Genomic DNA, 14387 nt, shown 5'->3' with positions numbered 1-14387 from the left:
ATTTACGTGCTACATTTCACACTTCTTCGCAGTACAGATTGACTAACCCGCAACGGGTTGGTCCGTCTTTCGTTTTGTCTCAGGGGGCAGTACGTGCAGCGCAGCAGCATCCACCAGATCGTCCGCAGCGCCACTGGCGAAAGCCAGCCGGCCCGGCAGTTGTATGACATTGCCGCCCTCGAGCAGGTGTTCCAGCAGTCGCGCGAGCGCGAGCAGGGCCTGCGCCTGCTCATGCTCTCCACCGCCGATGGCCGCGCCGTGGCCGAACATTCCACGTTGGACGTGGATGGCCGCCGCCTGGCCGCGATGGCCAATTCGTTCCTGACCCTGGGCGAGACCGTCTCGCGCGAGCTGGCCCTGAGCGAGGCGGACTACGCCACCATCTGCACCCGGCTGGGCAATGTGGTGCTGATCCGCATCCAGGCCGACAAGCCGCTGACCTTGACCGCCGTAGCCGGTCACGAGGTCAACATGGCGGTGCTGCTGTTCCATGCGCGCGAATGCGCCAGTCGTCTTGACGCCGTGCTGCGCGCCCGCGCGGCCTGAGCCCTCCCGGTTTTGTTGTGCCCTTCCGGCAGGCCCTGGCCTGCCCCTCCCACTGCCTGAAGTAAAAAGGATTTACGTGCCCAATCTCAATCTGGAAAAGCTCAATTCGCTCGCCGGTTTCGTCGGCGCCGCGCTGGTCGACGGTGACAGCGGCATGGCCCTGGCCATGGTCGGCGGCGGCAACATCAACCTGGAACTGGCTGCTGCCGGCAACACCGAAGTGGTGCGTGCCAAGCGTCGCGTGGCCGAGTCGCTGGGCCTGTCGGACACCCTGGAAGACCTGCTGATCACCCTGACCAGCCAGTACCACCTGATCCGCCCGCTGGAAAGCAACCCGCTGCTGTTCCTGTACGTGGTGATGGACCGCAGCAAGGCCAACCTGGCCATGTCGCGCCACGAACTGAAGGCCTTCGAAAAGACCCTGGACTTCAGCTGATCGCAGGCGCCCGTGCCGTGCCGCGTCCGTGAGCGGTCGTGGTGCGGCCGCCGCCGCGCTGCTGCGTGACCCCCATGAATACCCCCACCCGTTCCTTCCGCGTTGCCGCTGCCGGCCTGGACATGCTGCACCAGACCCGGCTGAAGCTGGCCTGCTCGATGCTGCTTGCCGAGCGCATGGAGGTGGTGCTGCACCCGTGGTCCGGCGACGCCTGCGACCTGCTGGTGATCGGCTTGGACCACCCGGATGCGGCCCGTGCGCTGAGCGAAGCGAATGCGGTCAACGTGCCCATCCTGTCCATTGCCCGCCGCCATGCCGACGCGGCACTGGGACGGCTGCCGCATGGCGCCACGGTGCGCGACATCAACGAACAGCTTTCCAGCCTGCTGCTGGCCACGCCTGGCATGGGCAACGAGCGCCCGGCAGCAGGCACGCCGCTGCTGCTGCAGCTGGCATCGGCGGATCCGGCTGCGTCGGCCCTGCACCTGCTGCAGCGCGGTGGCATCACCGTGCTGGTCGACCGTGCCACGCGCAGCATCGCGCTGGCTCCCGGCACCACGCTGGCGGAGGTGGTGGCCCAACTGGATGACGTGGCCTGGTCGGCCAGCCCCATCGATGCCGCAACGTTCCGGCACCAGTACGCCTACCGGCTGCCGCAGCGGCATTCGTTCGAGGCGCTGTATTTCTGCATCGCGCGCCACCGCCCGGCGCTGCTGCCGCCGGTTGCCGAACACACAACGTTGAAGCTGCGCCATTGGCCCGACCTGCATGCCGACGACGTGCCCGGCACCTGGCTGCTGCCCATTGCCTGCCTGCACGCCCGCCCGTGGCAGCCGGCGGCATTGGCCGCGGCTTGCCAGATGCCGCGCCACACGGTGCAATCGCTCTTCTGCGCTGCTGTTGCCAGTGGCCTCGCACTGACCCAGGACGCCGCCGTGCCCCGTACGCAACGCCGCAAAGACGCCAGCGACTCACGTTTCTTCTCGTGGGTGGCGCGTCGCTTTGGCCTGAACCTGTTCCAGGGAGCCCAACCATGAGCCTGCCTGCCAACAAGCTGGTGTTCGTCGGCAGCATGGGCGCCGGCAAGACCACCGCCGTGCGCGCGATCTCCGACGTGGAGCCGGTCAGCACCGAGATGCCGATGAGCGGCGATGCCATGGGCGACAAGGTCGAAACCACCGTGGCACTGGATTACAGCTCCATCGAGCTGGATGACGGCGAACTGCTGCACGTGTACGGCGTACCCGGCCAGCGCTACCTGGACTTCATGTGGCCGATGGTCTGCGAAGGCGCGCTGGGGGTGGTCGTGCTGGTCAGCGCGGGGCATCCCGATCCGGTGGCGTCGACGCTCGAACTGCTGCAGGAGTTCTCACGTATCGCCCCGGACGCCAGCCTGGCCGTGGGCGTGACCCGCACGGATGAACACCCGGCGCTGTTGATCCCGGAATTCCGCAATGCGCTTTTCGATGCCGGCCAGCGCCTGCCGGTGATGCGCGTGGACGCGCGCTCGGCCACGCAGGTAACGTTCCTGGTGAAGTCGCTGTTGTCATATCGCTACGCGGAAACAAACTAAATGCGTGGTTTGAACTATCAAAACCTCCAACATCATTGACACAATTGGAGATACGGATGCCCGGCTTCCGTGATATCTTCAGTGCAGATCTGACCGGCAGCTCGTCTGCCCAGTAGGATCTACCCGGGCACCGAAAGGTGCCCTTTTTTGTTTTACAGCCTGACAATGCCTTCCGGGTCGGAGGCGCTGGCCGCCCTGCACAGCATCGGTGCGAGGCGTTCGAAGTAGTGATTGCCGCCCTTCCGGCGCATGTACCCGTTCGGGGCAAGGCGTTGGTAGAGCAGGAAGGCGCACAAGTCTGCGGACTGGATGAGAAACGAGTGCCTGGAGTCCCGATAGACGGGATCTTCAAGGACGCGGCGCAGCTCCAATGACCGGTATCCCCCAAGCTGGCTCGGAACTGGATTGTGCCGACGCATCCTGCGCAGCAATTGCGTCAGCTTCTTCTGTGGATCCCCATCTGCAAATATCAATCCACACTCGTCCGGCGGCGCTGCGGGGCCGCGAAAGTTGCGGAAGGCGAATGTGTTCTCAAATCGCTGTATCAGCGCCTGCCACGCTTTTTCGAACGGGTCGTAGCTCTCGCCCTTGCCCTGCTTGTCCACGACGATATTGATCAGATTGGCGCCTGGCAGGGCACCTAGCTCGTCGGCGAAGTGCCGCAGTACCGTCAGACGATCGTGTTTGGCAATGCGGGACAGCGAGTCCGATCCACGCACGAACTGGGCGGCGTGGACCTCTTCGCGAAGCTTCAGCTCGAAATGGTCGCGGATGCGGAGGCGGAAAGCCAGAAGCGCGTCCAGGCAAGGGCGCCACGCGCTTTCATGAACGACCAGACCGGATAGGACGAAGTACCGGCTCGGCGAATTCACCAATCCAGGATCTCCGCTTTCATCGACGTACATCAGGTACATGCTGCTTCCTTAGTTCGCCGTTGGCGTGCTGATGAACCGAGCAAGGAAGTTTCAAGGACACTCGAGCGAAGCGCCAATCGAAGATTCAGGCACATCCGAAGACTGTCCCCGCGGCGCGTCTATCGCGATTCCGCGGAAGCTGGTGCCGACACCCGGATTCGAACTGGGGACCTACCGCTTACAAGGCGGTTGCTCTACCAACTGAGCTATGCCGGCAAAGGCACGGCGACGGCATTGCCGGCGCGGACGGCGATTCTAGCGCAAGCCCGCGCATTCCAGCGAGCGCTGCTGCGCCGCGCCGCTGCGCTGGCGGGCTGCGGCGGGGGTGGCCTGCCCGGCCAGGGCCGCGTCCACCCACCATTGGCCTGTGCCAGCGGCGCCGCCGACCAGCCGGGCGTTGAAGCCGGCAGCCGCCAGCGCGGCCATCCGCCGCTCGGCGCCTTCGCGGTTGCGGTATTGCCCCAGCGCAATGGCGTTGGCGTCTTCGCCCTGGGCCATGATGTAGTAATCGCTGATGCCGGCGGCGGCGATCCGCTTGACCGTGGCCTGGGCCTCTTCGCGGCTGGCGGCGGCCGGCAGCATCACCCGGTAGGTGCTGCTGGCACCGGGCTTTGCGGCTTCACGCAGGCGCGAGCGCTGGAGCAGGGTCCCGGCGTTGCCCTGGCCGGCCATGGCGGTGTCGCGATCGGCAAAGGGGCCGAGGCTGATGCATTGGAGGGGCGCAGGGGGGGCGGGCGCCGGCGCGGGTTCCGTGGGCCGGCCAACGGCCGGCGCTACCGCTGCGGTGGTTGGTGCGGGCACGGTGGATGCCGGGGTGGTTGGGGCCGCTGGTGTTGGCGGGACCGGGGTGGCGTCTGCCAAGGCCGTGCTGGCGGCGGCAGGCTGCGCGGCCGAGCTGGCCGGGGCCGTTGCCGCGTTCGGGGTGTCGAGCAGCTGCAGTCTGGCCACGCCGGTGGGCGGCTCTGCCGGTGGCGTCGGCACGGGTTCGCCGCGCAGCATCCACCACAGCGCGACACCCACGTTGAGAATGGCCAGTACGACGATCAGGGCACGGGTAAGCATGCGGCGATCCTACCTTGCCGCCGGTGGCTGATGCACCGCCCAGCGCGCCAGGCCGTCCAGCACCAGCGCCGGCTGCAGCTGCGCATCGCCCAGCAATGGCATCAATGCCGGAGCGCCGCCGCCATGCACCAGCAGCGCCGGCAGGCTGCCCAGCACGTCGGCGGCCTGCACGCGGCTGCGTTCGATCAACGCCACGGCTGCGCCATCGCAACCGGAGGCAAGCGCGTCGGCGGTGTCGTTGGCGAACTCGCTGTACTCGCCGCCCGATGCAGGCAGCTGTACCGCACGTGCATGCAGCGCTTCGCGCATGGTGGTGGGCGAGGCCGCAATGCGGCCGCCATTATGCTGTCCCCGGGCATCCAGCAGGTCGATGGTGAGCGCGGTGCCCACGCCCGCCACCAGCACCGCTTCGCCGCGATCCGCGGCGGCGATGAGGGCGAGGTAGCGGTCCACGCCGAACTTCGACGGGTCCGCGTAGGCGATGCGCACGCCCGCGCAGCTGGCTTCGGTACGCGCAACCCGCACGTGGGTGAAACGCGCGCGCAGCACGTCCAGCATGCTGGCGGTGAGGGAGGCCGCTGCGACGCTGGCAACGTAGGCGGTATCGCCGCTGGGCAGCAGGGCCAGCGCGTCGGCGGGCATCGCTTCGGCCCCGTGCGGCCATGCCTGTACGTCGCCGGCACGGTTACCCTGCAGCGGGGCGAACTTGAAGCGCGAATTCCCCAGATCGAACAACCAGTCGCTCATTGCGCCCTCACGCTGACTTCCCCGGCGTGGAACACGCGTTCGCTGCCGTCGATACGCACCCGCAGCGCGCCATCGTCGGCCAGCCCCAGCGCGGTGCCTTCATGCAGTACGCCGCCGTCATCCACCCGCACACGGCGCCCGGCCAAGCTGTCCAGGGCTGCATAGCGTGGCAGGAACGGGGCCAGGCCGTCGCGCTCGAACGCGTCCAGCGCCGGCAGCAACGCGGCCAGCAGCCAGGTCACCACGTCGTTGCGGCTCACGTCGTCGCCCAGCAGCGTGCGCAGGTCGGTCCAGGGCTGGGTGATCTCGACCGCAAACGCGGGCGGCATGCGCACGTTGATGCCCAGCCCGATCACCGCGCGCGCCGGGCCAGCAAACTCGCCGCCCCCTTCCACCAGCAGGCCGCCCAGCTTGTGGCCGTCGACCACGATGTCATTGGGCCACTTCAGCCCGACCTGGGCGACGCCATGCGCGCGCAGCGCCTCGGCGACCGCCACGCCGGCCACCAGGCTCAGGCCGCCCAGGCGCGACAGGCCACCGGCGAAACCGCGCAGCACCGACAGATACACGTGCGCGGCCAGCGGGGAGGCCCACGCCCGCCCCCGGCGACCGCGGCCGCCGGTCTGGCGCTCGGCCAGCAGCACCCGGGCGCCGCGCTCCGGCGCGCTGCAGCGCAGCAATTCAGAGTTGGTCGAGCCTACGCTCCAAACCACCTCCAGGCTGTCCAGGCCTGCCGCCAGCGGCGCAGGCAGTGCCGCCAGGAGGGACGCAGCCTCCAGCAGGTCCAGCCGCTGCTGCAGCTGGTAGCCGTCTCCGGCGCGGCCGTCTATCTCCACGCCGGCTGCCCTAAGTCCTTGAATCCGCTTCCAAATGGCGGCGCGGGTCTGGCCCAGCTCACGCGCCAGCGCGTCGCCGGACAGTCGCCCGGCGCCCAGTTTGGCCAGCAGTTGGCGGTCGTCCACGGCAGCTTCCATCGGTTGATGGGGAAAATTATGCGGGAAAGCGACCGGGCGCGCTTTGGGGAGGGGTTCCAATTGAGGTCGTGAATCGGGCTAGAATCGAAGATTGACCCCCTCCGCCCTTCCGGATGTTGACGATGCGCCCGTTCGCCCATTGCCTGATCCTGTTGATGGCCCCCCTTGCCGCGCACGCCTCGGACGCGTTGGCCAGCTCGGGCCGGGGCGGCTGCGTGTATTCGGCTGCCGAAAGCGAGCGCACGGCGCCGGCCGCAACGCCGGCGGCACCGGCCCCGGCGACGGTCAAGCCCAGCGCCACGGCGCCCGGCAGCACCGGCGGCGGCGGCGATGACGATGTGCTGCCCCGCCTGCGCGCGCCGAAATGGCACAGCTTCCTGCCGGGCATGTTCCGCTGATCCAGTCGGTGTTGCGCTGGCTGCGGTCGTCACCGCGCCCGATTCCCGATTCCGCCTGGCAACGCACCTGCCAGCGCAGCGCATGGCTGCGTGGCCTGGCGCCGGCGCGCCAGCAACGCCTGCGCGAACTGGCGGCGGCCTTCCTGCACGGCAAGACCATCACCCCGATCGGCGGCCTGCAGCTGGGCGACGATGACGCGGTGCTGATCGCCGCGCTGTGCTGCCTGCCGCTGCTGGAACTGGGCGAAGTGGGACTGCGCGGCTGGTCGCAGGTACTGGTGTACCCGGAAGGCTTCATCGTGCCGCAGAGCGAGATGGACGAAGACGGCGTGCTGCACGAGTGGGAAGAGGAAGCGATCGGCCAGGTCTCGCACAACGGTCCGCTGCTGTTGTCCTGGCATGACGTGCAGGCCGAACTGAAGCACCCGCATGAAGGCGCGTGCGTGGTGGTGCATGAGATGGCGCATCGCATCGATGTGCTCGATGGGGTGCTCGATGGCACCCCGCCGCTGCCGCGTGACTGGCAGAAGCAGTGGGCAGCGGATTTCCAGCAGGCGTATGACGCGCTATGCGCGCAGGTGGATGACGGCGAGGAGACGGTGATCGATCCGTATGCCAGCGAAGGGCCGGATGAGTTCTTTGCGGTGGCGACGGAGTACCACTTCTCGGCGCCGGAGGTACTTGAAGCGGAGATGCCGGGTGTTGCGGGGCATCTGCGGCGGTTTTATGGGGCGCCGCCTTCGGTTGGGCTGGGTACCGACTGACGGTCGTACCTACTTGGCAAAAGCGTGCCGACCAACGGTCGGCACCTACCGGTGAATGCATGCCGATGGTTCGTGTGGTGCGTACCGGTGAATGCATGCCGATGGTTCGTGTGGTGCGTACCGGTGAATGCGGGCCGATGTTCGTGTGGTGCGTACCGGTGAATGCGTGCCGATGGTTCGTGTGGTGCGTACCGGTGAATGCGGGCCGATGTTCGTGTGGTGCGTACCGGCGATTGCGGGCCGATGTTCGTGTGGTGCGTACCGGCAATCGCGGGCCGATGTTCGTGTGGTGCGTACCGGTGAATGCGTGCCGATGGTTCGTGTGGTGCGTACCGGTGAATGCGGGCCGATGTTCGTGGGGTGCGTACCGGCGATCGCGGGCCGATGTTCGTGTGGCGCGTACCGGCAATCGCGGGCCGATGTTCGTGGGGTGCGTACCGGTGAATGCGTGCCGATGGTTCGTGTGGTACGTACCGGTGAATGCGGGCCGATGTTCGTGTGGTGCGTACCGGCGATCGCGGGCCGATGTTCGTGGGGTGCGTACCGGTGAATGCGTGCCGACGGATTCTGTGGTGCGTCCCGGTAGGTACCGACCGTTGGTCGGTACGCTCTGGACTTACGGCCCGGGCGGCAGCTTTACTTCGAACCGGGCGCCGCCGAGTTCGGGTGAGCGCTTGACCTGCAGTTCGCCGCGGTAATCCTTGATCAGGTCCTGCACGATCGACAGGCCGATGCCGTGGCCCTGCACGCGTTCGTCGCCACGCACGCCACGCTGCAGCACCTTGGCGATGTCTTCCGGTGCGATGCCCGGGCCGTCGTCGTCCACCGACAGCAGCAGGCCGGCGCGGCGCACGCCCGGTGCGCTCAGCGGCTTGGCGGTCAGCAGCACGCGGCGGTTGGCCCACTTGAACGCGTTTTCCAGCAGGTTGCCGAGCAGTTCCTGCAGATCGCCCGGCTCGCCATGGAAGCGCGCGGCTTCGTCGATGTCGAACTCGCACAGTACGCCCTTGGACGCGTACACCTTCTCCAGCCCGCGCACGATTTCTTCGGCGTTGGACTCGATCGGCAGCGGTGCCGAGAACAGCTTGTGGCCAGAGGAGGCCGCGCGCGCCAGTTGGTAACCGACCAGGTTGTTCATGCGCCGCAGCTGCACGTCGAATTCCTCGCGCAGGTCCTGGTCCTGCGCACCGCTGTCCAACTGCGTGCGCAGCACCGCCAGCGGGGTCTTCAGGCTGTGCGCCAGGTCAGCCAGGGTATTGCGCTGGCGTTCGAGGTTCTCGCGCTCGCTCTCGATCAGCGCGTTGATGCTGTCGGTGAGCGGTTCGAGTTCGCGCGGGTGGCGTTCGCTCATGCGCTCGGTTTCACCGCGCTGCACTTTGGTCAGTTCGGTGATCACGCGCCGCATCGGGCGCAGGCTCCACTGCAGGATCACCGTCTGCAACAGCAGCAGGATCAGGCCGGCACCGCCCATCCAGAACCACACCCGGCCACGGAACACACGCAGCTGTGCGCCAAGCGCACGCGAGTCTTCCATCACGTAGATGGTGTACGGAAATTCGGTGGCAGGATCGGCGTCGGCGTCCCACACCAGGCCCAGGCCATAGCGGTACACCGAGCCCTGGCTGCCGTCGATCTGGATCATCGGCAGCGGGCCTTCGAACACTTCCTGTCGCGGTGCCAGCAGCCCGCCGCCCACGGTGGGCAGCATCGGGCCTTCGGCCGACATGGAATTTCCCTTGCCGTCCGGCATGACGACCTGCAGGTACAGGCCGCTGCCGGGGACATCGAAGCGCGGATCCGGCGGCTGCTCGCGGATGTACAACGAGCGGTCGCGGGTGAAGTCGATGCCCGCCGCGTACGCGGTGGCGTAGTTCTTCAGGCGCTCGCGCAGGTTGGCACGCGCGGTGTCGGCGAACGCGGCATCCAGCGCGTAGCCCGCGATCGCCAGGAAGGCGACCAGGCTCACGCTGGCAGCCAGCAGCTGGCGTGCCTGCAGGGAGCGCGGCCGCCAGCGTTTAAAGAACCACAGACGGCCTGACATCATCCCATCGCCGGACTAGCGGCTCAGCCCTCGTTGCGCGGAATCGCAAACCGATAGCCGCGACCACGCACGGTTTCGATCGGCTTGAGTTCGCCGTCCGGATCCAGCTTCTTGCGCAGGCGGCCGATGAAGACTTCCAACACGTTCGAGTCGCGATCGAAATCCTGCTGGTAGATATGCTCGGTGAGGTCGGCCTTGGAGACCAGTTCACCGGCATGCATCATCAGGTATTCCAGCACCTTGTACTCGTAGCTGGTGAGGTCCACGTTGCTGCCGGCAACGCTGACGGTCTGCGCGGCGAGATCCAGCGCAACCGGACCGCATTCGAGCGTCGGCTTGCTCCAGCCCGCTGCGCGGCGCAGCAGCGCATTGACGCGGGCCAGCAGCTCTTCGACATGGAACGGCTTGACGAGGTAATCGTCGGCGCCCTGCTTGAGCCCTTCAACCTTGTCCTGCCAGCTCGAGCGGGCGGTAAGGATCAGCACCGGGAACTTCTTGCCCTCGTCGCGCAGCGCTTTGATCAGTTCCATGCCCGACATCTTGGGCAGGCCCAGATCGATGATGCCCACGTCGAACGGCACTTCGCGGCCCATGTACAGACCTTCCTCACCGTCCTGTGCGGCATCGACGGCAAAGCCTTCGCGCTTGAGCCGGGCTGCAAGGGTTTCCCGCAGCGGGGCTTCGTCTTCGACCAGAAGGATACGCATGAACTCTCCCTAGTGTCCTGGGTGTGGCCTGGGGCCAGTGGCTAACAGATGACTGCGGACAACTATCCCCGTTCAGGGGTTATCGCCGCGTAGTGATGACATATCCGAACGCGGCGTGCGGGGCTGTGAACGCGGCTGGGCAGGGTCATCCATGTAGCGGACCCGACCCCGGTCATCCATGTATTTCACCCGGTTGATGTCCCGCCCGTCGAAGGGCACCCGCTCGGCGCCGAGAATGTGGCCGCCGGTGGTGCGCTGGACGCGACGCACCGCGTCGGACAGGGAGCGTTCCGGCGGGGCACTACGGGAGGTCCGCACCATCTCGGCCCGGGCCGGGTCCGGCTGCGGGGCCTGCGCGCCTGCACTGCCCACGGCAGCAGCGGCACAGGTCGCCAGCACGGCGGCAACGGCAATTCGGCGGTGGCGGGTCACGGAGAACATCGGGTCTGATCCTAACGGAGCGCGTCAAAACGTTCAAAAGTTGTGAATCGGCAACCGCCAGCGAGGGGCCGGCGCTTTACGAATCTTTCGCAAATTCTTGGTTTTACGCAGTGAATCCGATCTGAACTTTTCCGACCCCCGGCTCGCTTCGTTCATCTAAGTGAACCTTGCGGCTGTTGGTGGGCGGTGTCAAGCGGGCCAGTGGCTGCCGTTCACGCAGCGACCCGCTCCGCCTGGTCGCGGGTGATGGTCAGCGCCTGCTCTATCAAGCTCCAATCGGCTCCGGGGCGGTGTGCGCCCTCGCTGAGCACCTGGCGGAACGCGCGGCCGCCGGGCTGGCCGTGGAACAGGCCAAGCAGGTGGCGGGTGATGTGCTTCAGGGCCAGGCCGCGTTGCAGCTGGTCTTCGATGTAGGGCCGCATGGCGCGCAGCAGTGCCTCGCGCGGCTGCAGCGCGGCCCCGGTCTGCGCGGCCTCCAGCTGATGCAGCACGTAGGGGTCGTGGTAGGCCGCACGGCCCAGCATCACGCCATCCAACGCCGGCAGCTGGGCCTGTGCAGCCTCCACCGTGGCCAAGCCACCGTTGAGCACGATCTGCACCTGCGGACGGTCGGCCTTGAGCCGGTGCGCCCAGTCGTAGCGCAGCGGCGGCACTTCACGGTTTTCCTTCGGCGACAGCCCCTTCAGCCAGGCATTGCGGGCGTGCACGATGAACATCGGAATGCCGGCGTTGGCCGACTGATCGACGAAGTTGACGAAGGTTTCGTAGTCGTTGTCATCATCCACGCCCAAGCGGCACTTGACCGTGACCGGGATGTCCACCGCGTTGACCATGGCCGCCACGCACTCGGCAACCAGGGTGGGTTCGCGCATCAGGCAGGCGCCGAAGCGCCCGGCCTGCACCCGGTCGGACGGGCAGCCGCAGTTGAGGTTGACCTCGTCGTAGCCCCACTCCTGGGCGATGCGTGCCGCCTGTGCAAGCAGGGCCGGGTCGCTGCCGCCCAGCTGCAGCGCGAGCGGGTGCTCGCTGCCATCGAAGCCGAGCAGGCGCTCGCGGTCGCCGTGGATCACCGCATTGGCGTGCACCATTTCCGTGTACAGCCGGGCGCCCGGGGCCAGTATCCGGTGGAACACGCGGCAATGGCGGTCCGTCCAGTCCATCATCGGGGCGACGGACAGGCGCAGGGAAGCGGCGTAGCGGTCTGCGGGGGTGGCAGGCTGGGTCATGGAGGAATCTGGGCGGGCGGGGGATCGCTGGCTTTGCCAGCGCGATCAATAGTTTACACCGCCGCCCTGAACCGCTGTCAGAGACGCTTCCGACCGTGAGCGCGAGGCATTTCGAATGACACCAGCTCCACCCGCACGTGCTCGCTCGCCCCCTCCCGGGTGCTGATCGCTTCCACACTGTGAGGCGCATCACTGGGGCCGTTCACTCCAACCTCCATGACCTCGTCAAGCAGTTGCGCGCCGTTCCCCGATGAACCCCGCCAGAGCTCAAGGTGAAGTTTGACCGGCAGCGCCGGAGCCGACTCGGCACCCCCCAACACGCTGATTCCTAGCGTGTATCCGCTGTTTTCACTGGCGCCCACTGATACTTCCGCGCGACCTGGGAGCGGCATGCCCACGGAGGGATCCATGACCTGTTGTCCGTCGATCCAAACTCTGAACGACATCGCCCGGGACTCCAGAGGAACCTGCGGCGTGGCTCTCGTTGAAGCGCTACTGCCGAACGTGGCCATCAGCGATGCACACAGGACGAATGCAGCAGTGCGGAGAGACATGGATGTTCGCCTTGGATTGTGCCGGAGAAGAAGCGCAATCTACTGCCCAATGCTGGCTCGCCTCTCCGATGGCCATCACGGATCGAATTAGGAATTTCCCGAATTGCCATGAGTGCTCCATCCACCTCCACCTTCGACAGCACTACCGAACAGGGGGTGCTGCGTCTTTCCATCGCGGCCTCGTTCGGCGTCGCGGCAATCGCCGTCGCGTTTGGCCTCTTTGCCAACTCTTCCCTGATCATCTTCGACGGCATCTATGGCCTGATCGATGTGGTGATGACCTGGCTGTCGCTGCTGGTCGTGCGGTTGATCAGCCTGTCCACCAACGTCGAGGCACTCCAGTCCCGCTTGAACCAGCGCTTCACCATGGGGTTCTGGCACCTGGAGCCGATCGTATTGGGGGTCAGCGGCACGCTGATGATTGGCGCGGCGTTGTATGCAGCGGTCAATGCGGTGGATGCCCTGATGTCCGGTGGCCGCGAGATCGCGCTGGGGCCTGCCATCGTGTTCGCGTTGCTTTCCATCGTCGTCGAAGGGGGTCTCGCGCTGTTCGTGCGCCGTGCCAATCGCACGATCGGCTCGGACTTCATCGCGCTCGATGCGAAGAACTGGCTGGTAGCCGCAAGCATGTCAGCGGCCTACCTGGTCGCCTTCGGAGGCGGCTGGCTGTTGCGCGGCACCGAGTGGGCGTGGCTGGTGCCCTATATCGACCCGGCCATACTTCTACTGGTCTGCCTGTTCGTAGTGGTGGCGCCGTTGGGTACGGTTCGTCAGGCGCTGTCGGACATCCTGCTGATCACCCCTGTGGAGCTGCAGGCGCATGTGGACGAGGTCGCACGCGCGATTGTCGCCAAGTACGGCTTCATCGAGCATCGCAGCTACGTCGCCAAGGTGGGACGTGGCGATCAGATCGAACTGTTCTTCGTGGTTCCGGCGAATGACCCGCCTCGCCAACTGCTCGAATGGGACCAGCTGCGCGATGAAATCGGCGAGGCATTGGGGGAAGAGTCGACCGACCGGTGGCTGACGATCATGTTCACCACTGATCGGGAGTGGACGATCTGATCGCCCAGAGCATCAGGCCGCCTGCAACCCCTGCTTCCACTGCCGCGGCGATTGCCCGGTCTGCGACTTGAACGCGCGCGACAGCGCCGCTTCGCTGCCATAGCCCACGTCAATCGCGATCCGCTTTAGCGGTTGGCCCTTGCGAAGCGCCTGCTGCACCAGGCGCGTGCGCCAGCCCTGCAGGTAGTGGCCGGGGGTGCTGCCGATGGTGTCGCGGAAGCTGTCGGCAAACGCGCTGCGCGACATGCCGGCACGCTGGGCGAGCGATTCCAGGGTCCATTCCTGCGCGGGTTCTTCGTGCATGGCCACCAGCGCGTGACGCAGGCGCGGGTGGGCCATGCCGGCCAGCAGGCCGACGCGCAGCTGGCCGCTTTCCATCAGCGCGCGCAGGATCTGGATCATCACTACTTCGAACAAGCGGTCCAGCAGCGCCTGCCGGCCGCAGCGCTGGGCGAAGGCTTCTTCGAACAACACCGAGAGGATCGGCTGGCCACCGTACAGTTCGGCCAGCGGCAGGCAGATCACCGCTGGCAGCGCGGCGGAGACGGGGTTGTTGCCGCCGCCTTCGAACTGGAGGTGGGCGCAGGCGAAGTCGGCGCCGGTGTCCGGGTTGGTGACGAAGCGGTGGGCGAGCGGGCGTGGATACACCAGCACGCTGGGCTCGGTGATCTCGATGACGCTGCCGTCGGCATGCTCGACGCGGACCTGGCCGTCGCGGATCAGGTGCAACTGGCCACGCTCGCCGTCGGCGGCCAGGTCGTTGATGCCGCACAGCGCGCCGGCGTGGAAGACTTCGGCATTGACCGCGAAGCGGCCGAGCAGGGATTGCAGGCGGTCGACCATTTCGGACTCCAGATCAAGTTTCCTGGATGATATGTTGCCACACGTCCGCGCTGGTGGCGCACAGTACACCTCACCAACCGGTCCATTCCTTACACA

The 14387-nt window shown here is 66.6% G+C and carries 16 protein-coding genes and 1 tRNA gene; 7 read left to right on the top strand and 10 right to left on the bottom strand.

All coding sequences use genetic code 11. The features are described from left to right. Window positions 1-93 precede the first annotated feature (93 nt). The 4 genes from ACIGII_RS13560 (at window position 94) to ACIGII_RS13545 (ending at window position 2555) form a co-directional block, all read left to right on the top strand. The gene (locus ACIGII_RS13560; protein ID WP_399638848.1) at window positions 94-546 is read left to right on the top strand and encodes a roadblock/LC7 domain-containing protein; all 453 of its coding nucleotides are present in this window, start codon (window positions 94-96) and stop codon (window positions 544-546) included. 76 nt (window positions 547-622) lie between these two features. Beyond that, complete coding sequence (locus ACIGII_RS13555) at window positions 623-982, top strand: roadblock/LC7 domain-containing protein (protein ID WP_399638846.1); 360 nt, start codon at window positions 623-625, stop codon at window positions 980-982. Between the two features lie 74 nt (window positions 983-1056). Beyond that, window positions 1057-2019, top strand: coding sequence for a hypothetical protein (locus ACIGII_RS13550; RefSeq protein WP_399638845.1), 963 nt, complete (start codon window positions 1057-1059; stop codon window positions 2017-2019). Next, window positions 2016-2555, top strand: coding sequence for a GTP-binding protein (locus ACIGII_RS13545; protein WP_399638843.1), 540 nt, complete (start codon window positions 2016-2018; stop codon window positions 2553-2555). Before ACIGII_RS13550 ends, ACIGII_RS13545 begins: the two co-directional genes overlap by 4 nt. A gap of 152 nt (window positions 2556-2707) precedes the next feature. Here the strand turns inward: ACIGII_RS13545 and ACIGII_RS13540 are convergent, their stop codons facing one another. The 5 genes from ACIGII_RS13540 to birA form a co-directional block, all read right to left on the bottom strand. Beyond that, window positions 2708-3469, bottom strand: a complete 762-nt coding sequence (locus ACIGII_RS13540; RefSeq protein ID WP_399638842.1) for a DUF3800 domain-containing protein — start codon at window positions 3467-3469, stop codon at window positions 2708-2710. A 140-nt stretch (window positions 3470-3609) separates the two neighbouring features. Continuing rightward, a tRNA-Thr gene (locus tag ACIGII_RS13535) sits at window positions 3610-3685 on the bottom strand. Between the two features lie 39 nt (window positions 3686-3724). Further along, window positions 3725-4531 (bottom strand): SPOR domain-containing protein, encoded by an 807-nt coding sequence (locus tag ACIGII_RS13530; protein WP_399638841.1) that lies wholly within the window; start codon window positions 4529-4531, stop codon window positions 3725-3727. 9 nt (window positions 4532-4540) lie between these two features. Beyond that, window positions 4541-5278, bottom strand: a complete 738-nt coding sequence (locus ACIGII_RS13525) for a type III pantothenate kinase (RefSeq protein WP_399638840.1) — start codon at window positions 5276-5278, stop codon at window positions 4541-4543. After that, window positions 5275-6240 carry a bifunctional biotin--[acetyl-CoA-carboxylase] ligase/biotin operon repressor BirA gene (gene birA, locus ACIGII_RS13520; protein ID WP_399638838.1) on the bottom strand — a complete coding sequence of 322 codons (966 nt, stop codon included), beginning with the start codon at window positions 6238-6240 and terminating at the stop codon, window positions 5275-5277. Before birA ends, ACIGII_RS13525 begins: the two co-directional genes overlap by 4 nt. A 134-nt stretch (window positions 6241-6374) precedes the next feature. Here birA and ACIGII_RS13515 point away from each other — a divergent pair, with 134 nt between their 5' ends. Both ACIGII_RS13515 and ACIGII_RS13510 read left to right on the top strand, forming a co-directional pair. Beyond that, complete coding sequence (locus ACIGII_RS13515) at window positions 6375-6650, top strand: hypothetical protein (RefSeq protein WP_399638837.1); 276 nt, start codon at window positions 6375-6377, stop codon at window positions 6648-6650. Further along, window positions 6617-7414, top strand: coding sequence for a zinc-dependent peptidase (locus ACIGII_RS13510; protein WP_399638836.1), 798 nt, complete (start codon window positions 6617-6619; stop codon window positions 7412-7414). The genes ACIGII_RS13515 and ACIGII_RS13510 overlap by 34 nt, the downstream gene beginning before the upstream one ends. 616 nt (window positions 7415-8030) lie before the next feature. Here ACIGII_RS13510 and ACIGII_RS13505 read toward each other — a convergent pair. From ACIGII_RS13505 to dusA, 4 genes are all read right to left on the bottom strand, one after another. Beyond that, on the bottom strand, window positions 8031-9455 hold the full coding sequence (locus ACIGII_RS13505) for a sensor histidine kinase (RefSeq protein ID WP_399638934.1): 1425 nt from the start codon (window positions 9453-9455) through the stop codon (window positions 8031-8033). 23 nt (window positions 9456-9478) lie between these two features. Beyond that, on the bottom strand, window positions 9479-10162 hold the full coding sequence (locus ACIGII_RS13500; RefSeq protein WP_004136763.1) for a response regulator transcription factor: 684 nt from the start codon (window positions 10160-10162) through the stop codon (window positions 9479-9481). 72 nt (window positions 10163-10234) lie between these two features. Then, window positions 10235-10603 (bottom strand): hypothetical protein, encoded by a 369-nt coding sequence (locus tag ACIGII_RS13495; RefSeq protein WP_399638834.1) that lies wholly within the window; start codon window positions 10601-10603, stop codon window positions 10235-10237. A gap of 212 nt (window positions 10604-10815) precedes the next feature. After that, window positions 10816-11829 carry a tRNA dihydrouridine(20/20a) synthase DusA gene (gene dusA, locus ACIGII_RS13490; protein WP_399638832.1) on the bottom strand — a complete coding sequence of 338 codons (1014 nt, stop codon included), beginning with the start codon at window positions 11827-11829 and terminating at the stop codon, window positions 10816-10818. A gap of 662 nt (window positions 11830-12491) precedes the next feature. Here dusA and ACIGII_RS13485 point away from each other — a divergent pair. Then, window positions 12492-13448, top strand: coding sequence for a cation diffusion facilitator family transporter (locus ACIGII_RS13485; RefSeq protein ID WP_399638932.1), 957 nt, complete (start codon window positions 12492-12494; stop codon window positions 13446-13448). Window positions 13449-13460: 12 nt separating this feature from the next. On the opposite strand, the gene ACIGII_RS13480 is transcribed toward ACIGII_RS13485, so the two are convergent. Beyond that, on the bottom strand, window positions 13461-14291 hold the full coding sequence (locus tag ACIGII_RS13480) for a cupin domain-containing protein (RefSeq protein WP_399638831.1): 831 nt from the start codon (window positions 14289-14291) through the stop codon (window positions 13461-13463). Window positions 14292-14387: the final 96 nt, after the last annotated feature.

Source organism: Stenotrophomonas sp. NPDC077420 (genome assembly GCF_044543385.1).
Lineage (GTDB): Bacteria > Pseudomonadota > Gammaproteobacteria > Xanthomonadales > Xanthomonadaceae > Stenotrophomonas.
The sequence above is the reverse complement of the archived record's forward strand: the minus strand, read 5'-3'. Positions and strand labels throughout refer to the sequence as shown.

Bases quoted from the DNA above. Each gene is read 5' to 3' on its own strand.
- ACIGII_RS13550 (WP_399638845.1), top strand. From the start codon at position 1,057: ATGAATACCCCCACCCGTTCCTTCCGCGTTGCCGCTGCCGGCCTGGAC.
- ACIGII_RS13545 (WP_399638843.1), top strand. From the start codon at position 2,016: ATGAGCCTGCCTGCCAACAAGCTGGTGTTCGTCGGCAGCATGGGCGCC.
- ACIGII_RS13540 (WP_399638842.1), bottom strand. From the start codon at position 3,469: ATGTACCTGATGTACGTCGATGAAAGCGGAGATCCTGGATTGGTGAAT.
- ACIGII_RS13530 (WP_399638841.1), bottom strand. From the start codon at position 4,531: ATGCTTACCCGTGCCCTGATCGTCGTACTGGCCATTCTCAACGTGGGT.
- ACIGII_RS13525 (WP_399638840.1), bottom strand. From the start codon at position 5,278: ATGAGCGACTGGTTGTTCGATCTGGGGAATTCGCGCTTCAAGTTCGCC.
- ACIGII_RS13515 (WP_399638837.1), top strand. From the start codon at position 6,375: ATGCGCCCGTTCGCCCATTGCCTGATCCTGTTGATGGCCCCCCTTGCC.
- ACIGII_RS13510 (WP_399638836.1), top strand. From the start codon at position 6,617: ATGGCACAGCTTCCTGCCGGGCATGTTCCGCTGATCCAGTCGGTGTTG.
- ACIGII_RS13505 (WP_399638934.1), bottom strand. From the start codon at position 9,455: ATGTCAGGCCGTCTGTGGTTCTTTAAACGCTGGCGGCCGCGCTCCCTG.
- ACIGII_RS13500 (WP_004136763.1), bottom strand. From the start codon at position 10,162: ATGCGTATCCTTCTGGTCGAAGACGAAGCCCCGCTGCGGGAAACCCTT.
- ACIGII_RS13495 (WP_399638834.1), bottom strand. From the start codon at position 10,603: ATGTTCTCCGTGACCCGCCACCGCCGAATTGCCGTTGCCGCCGTGCTG.
- dusA (WP_399638832.1), bottom strand. From the start codon at position 11,829: ATGACCCAGCCTGCCACCCCCGCAGACCGCTACGCCGCTTCCCTGCGC.
- ACIGII_RS13485 (WP_399638932.1), top strand. From the start codon at position 12,492: ATGAGTGCTCCATCCACCTCCACCTTCGACAGCACTACCGAACAGGGG.
- ACIGII_RS13480 (WP_399638831.1), bottom strand. From the start codon at position 14,291: ATGGTCGACCGCCTGCAATCCCTGCTCGGCCGCTTCGCGGTCAATGCC.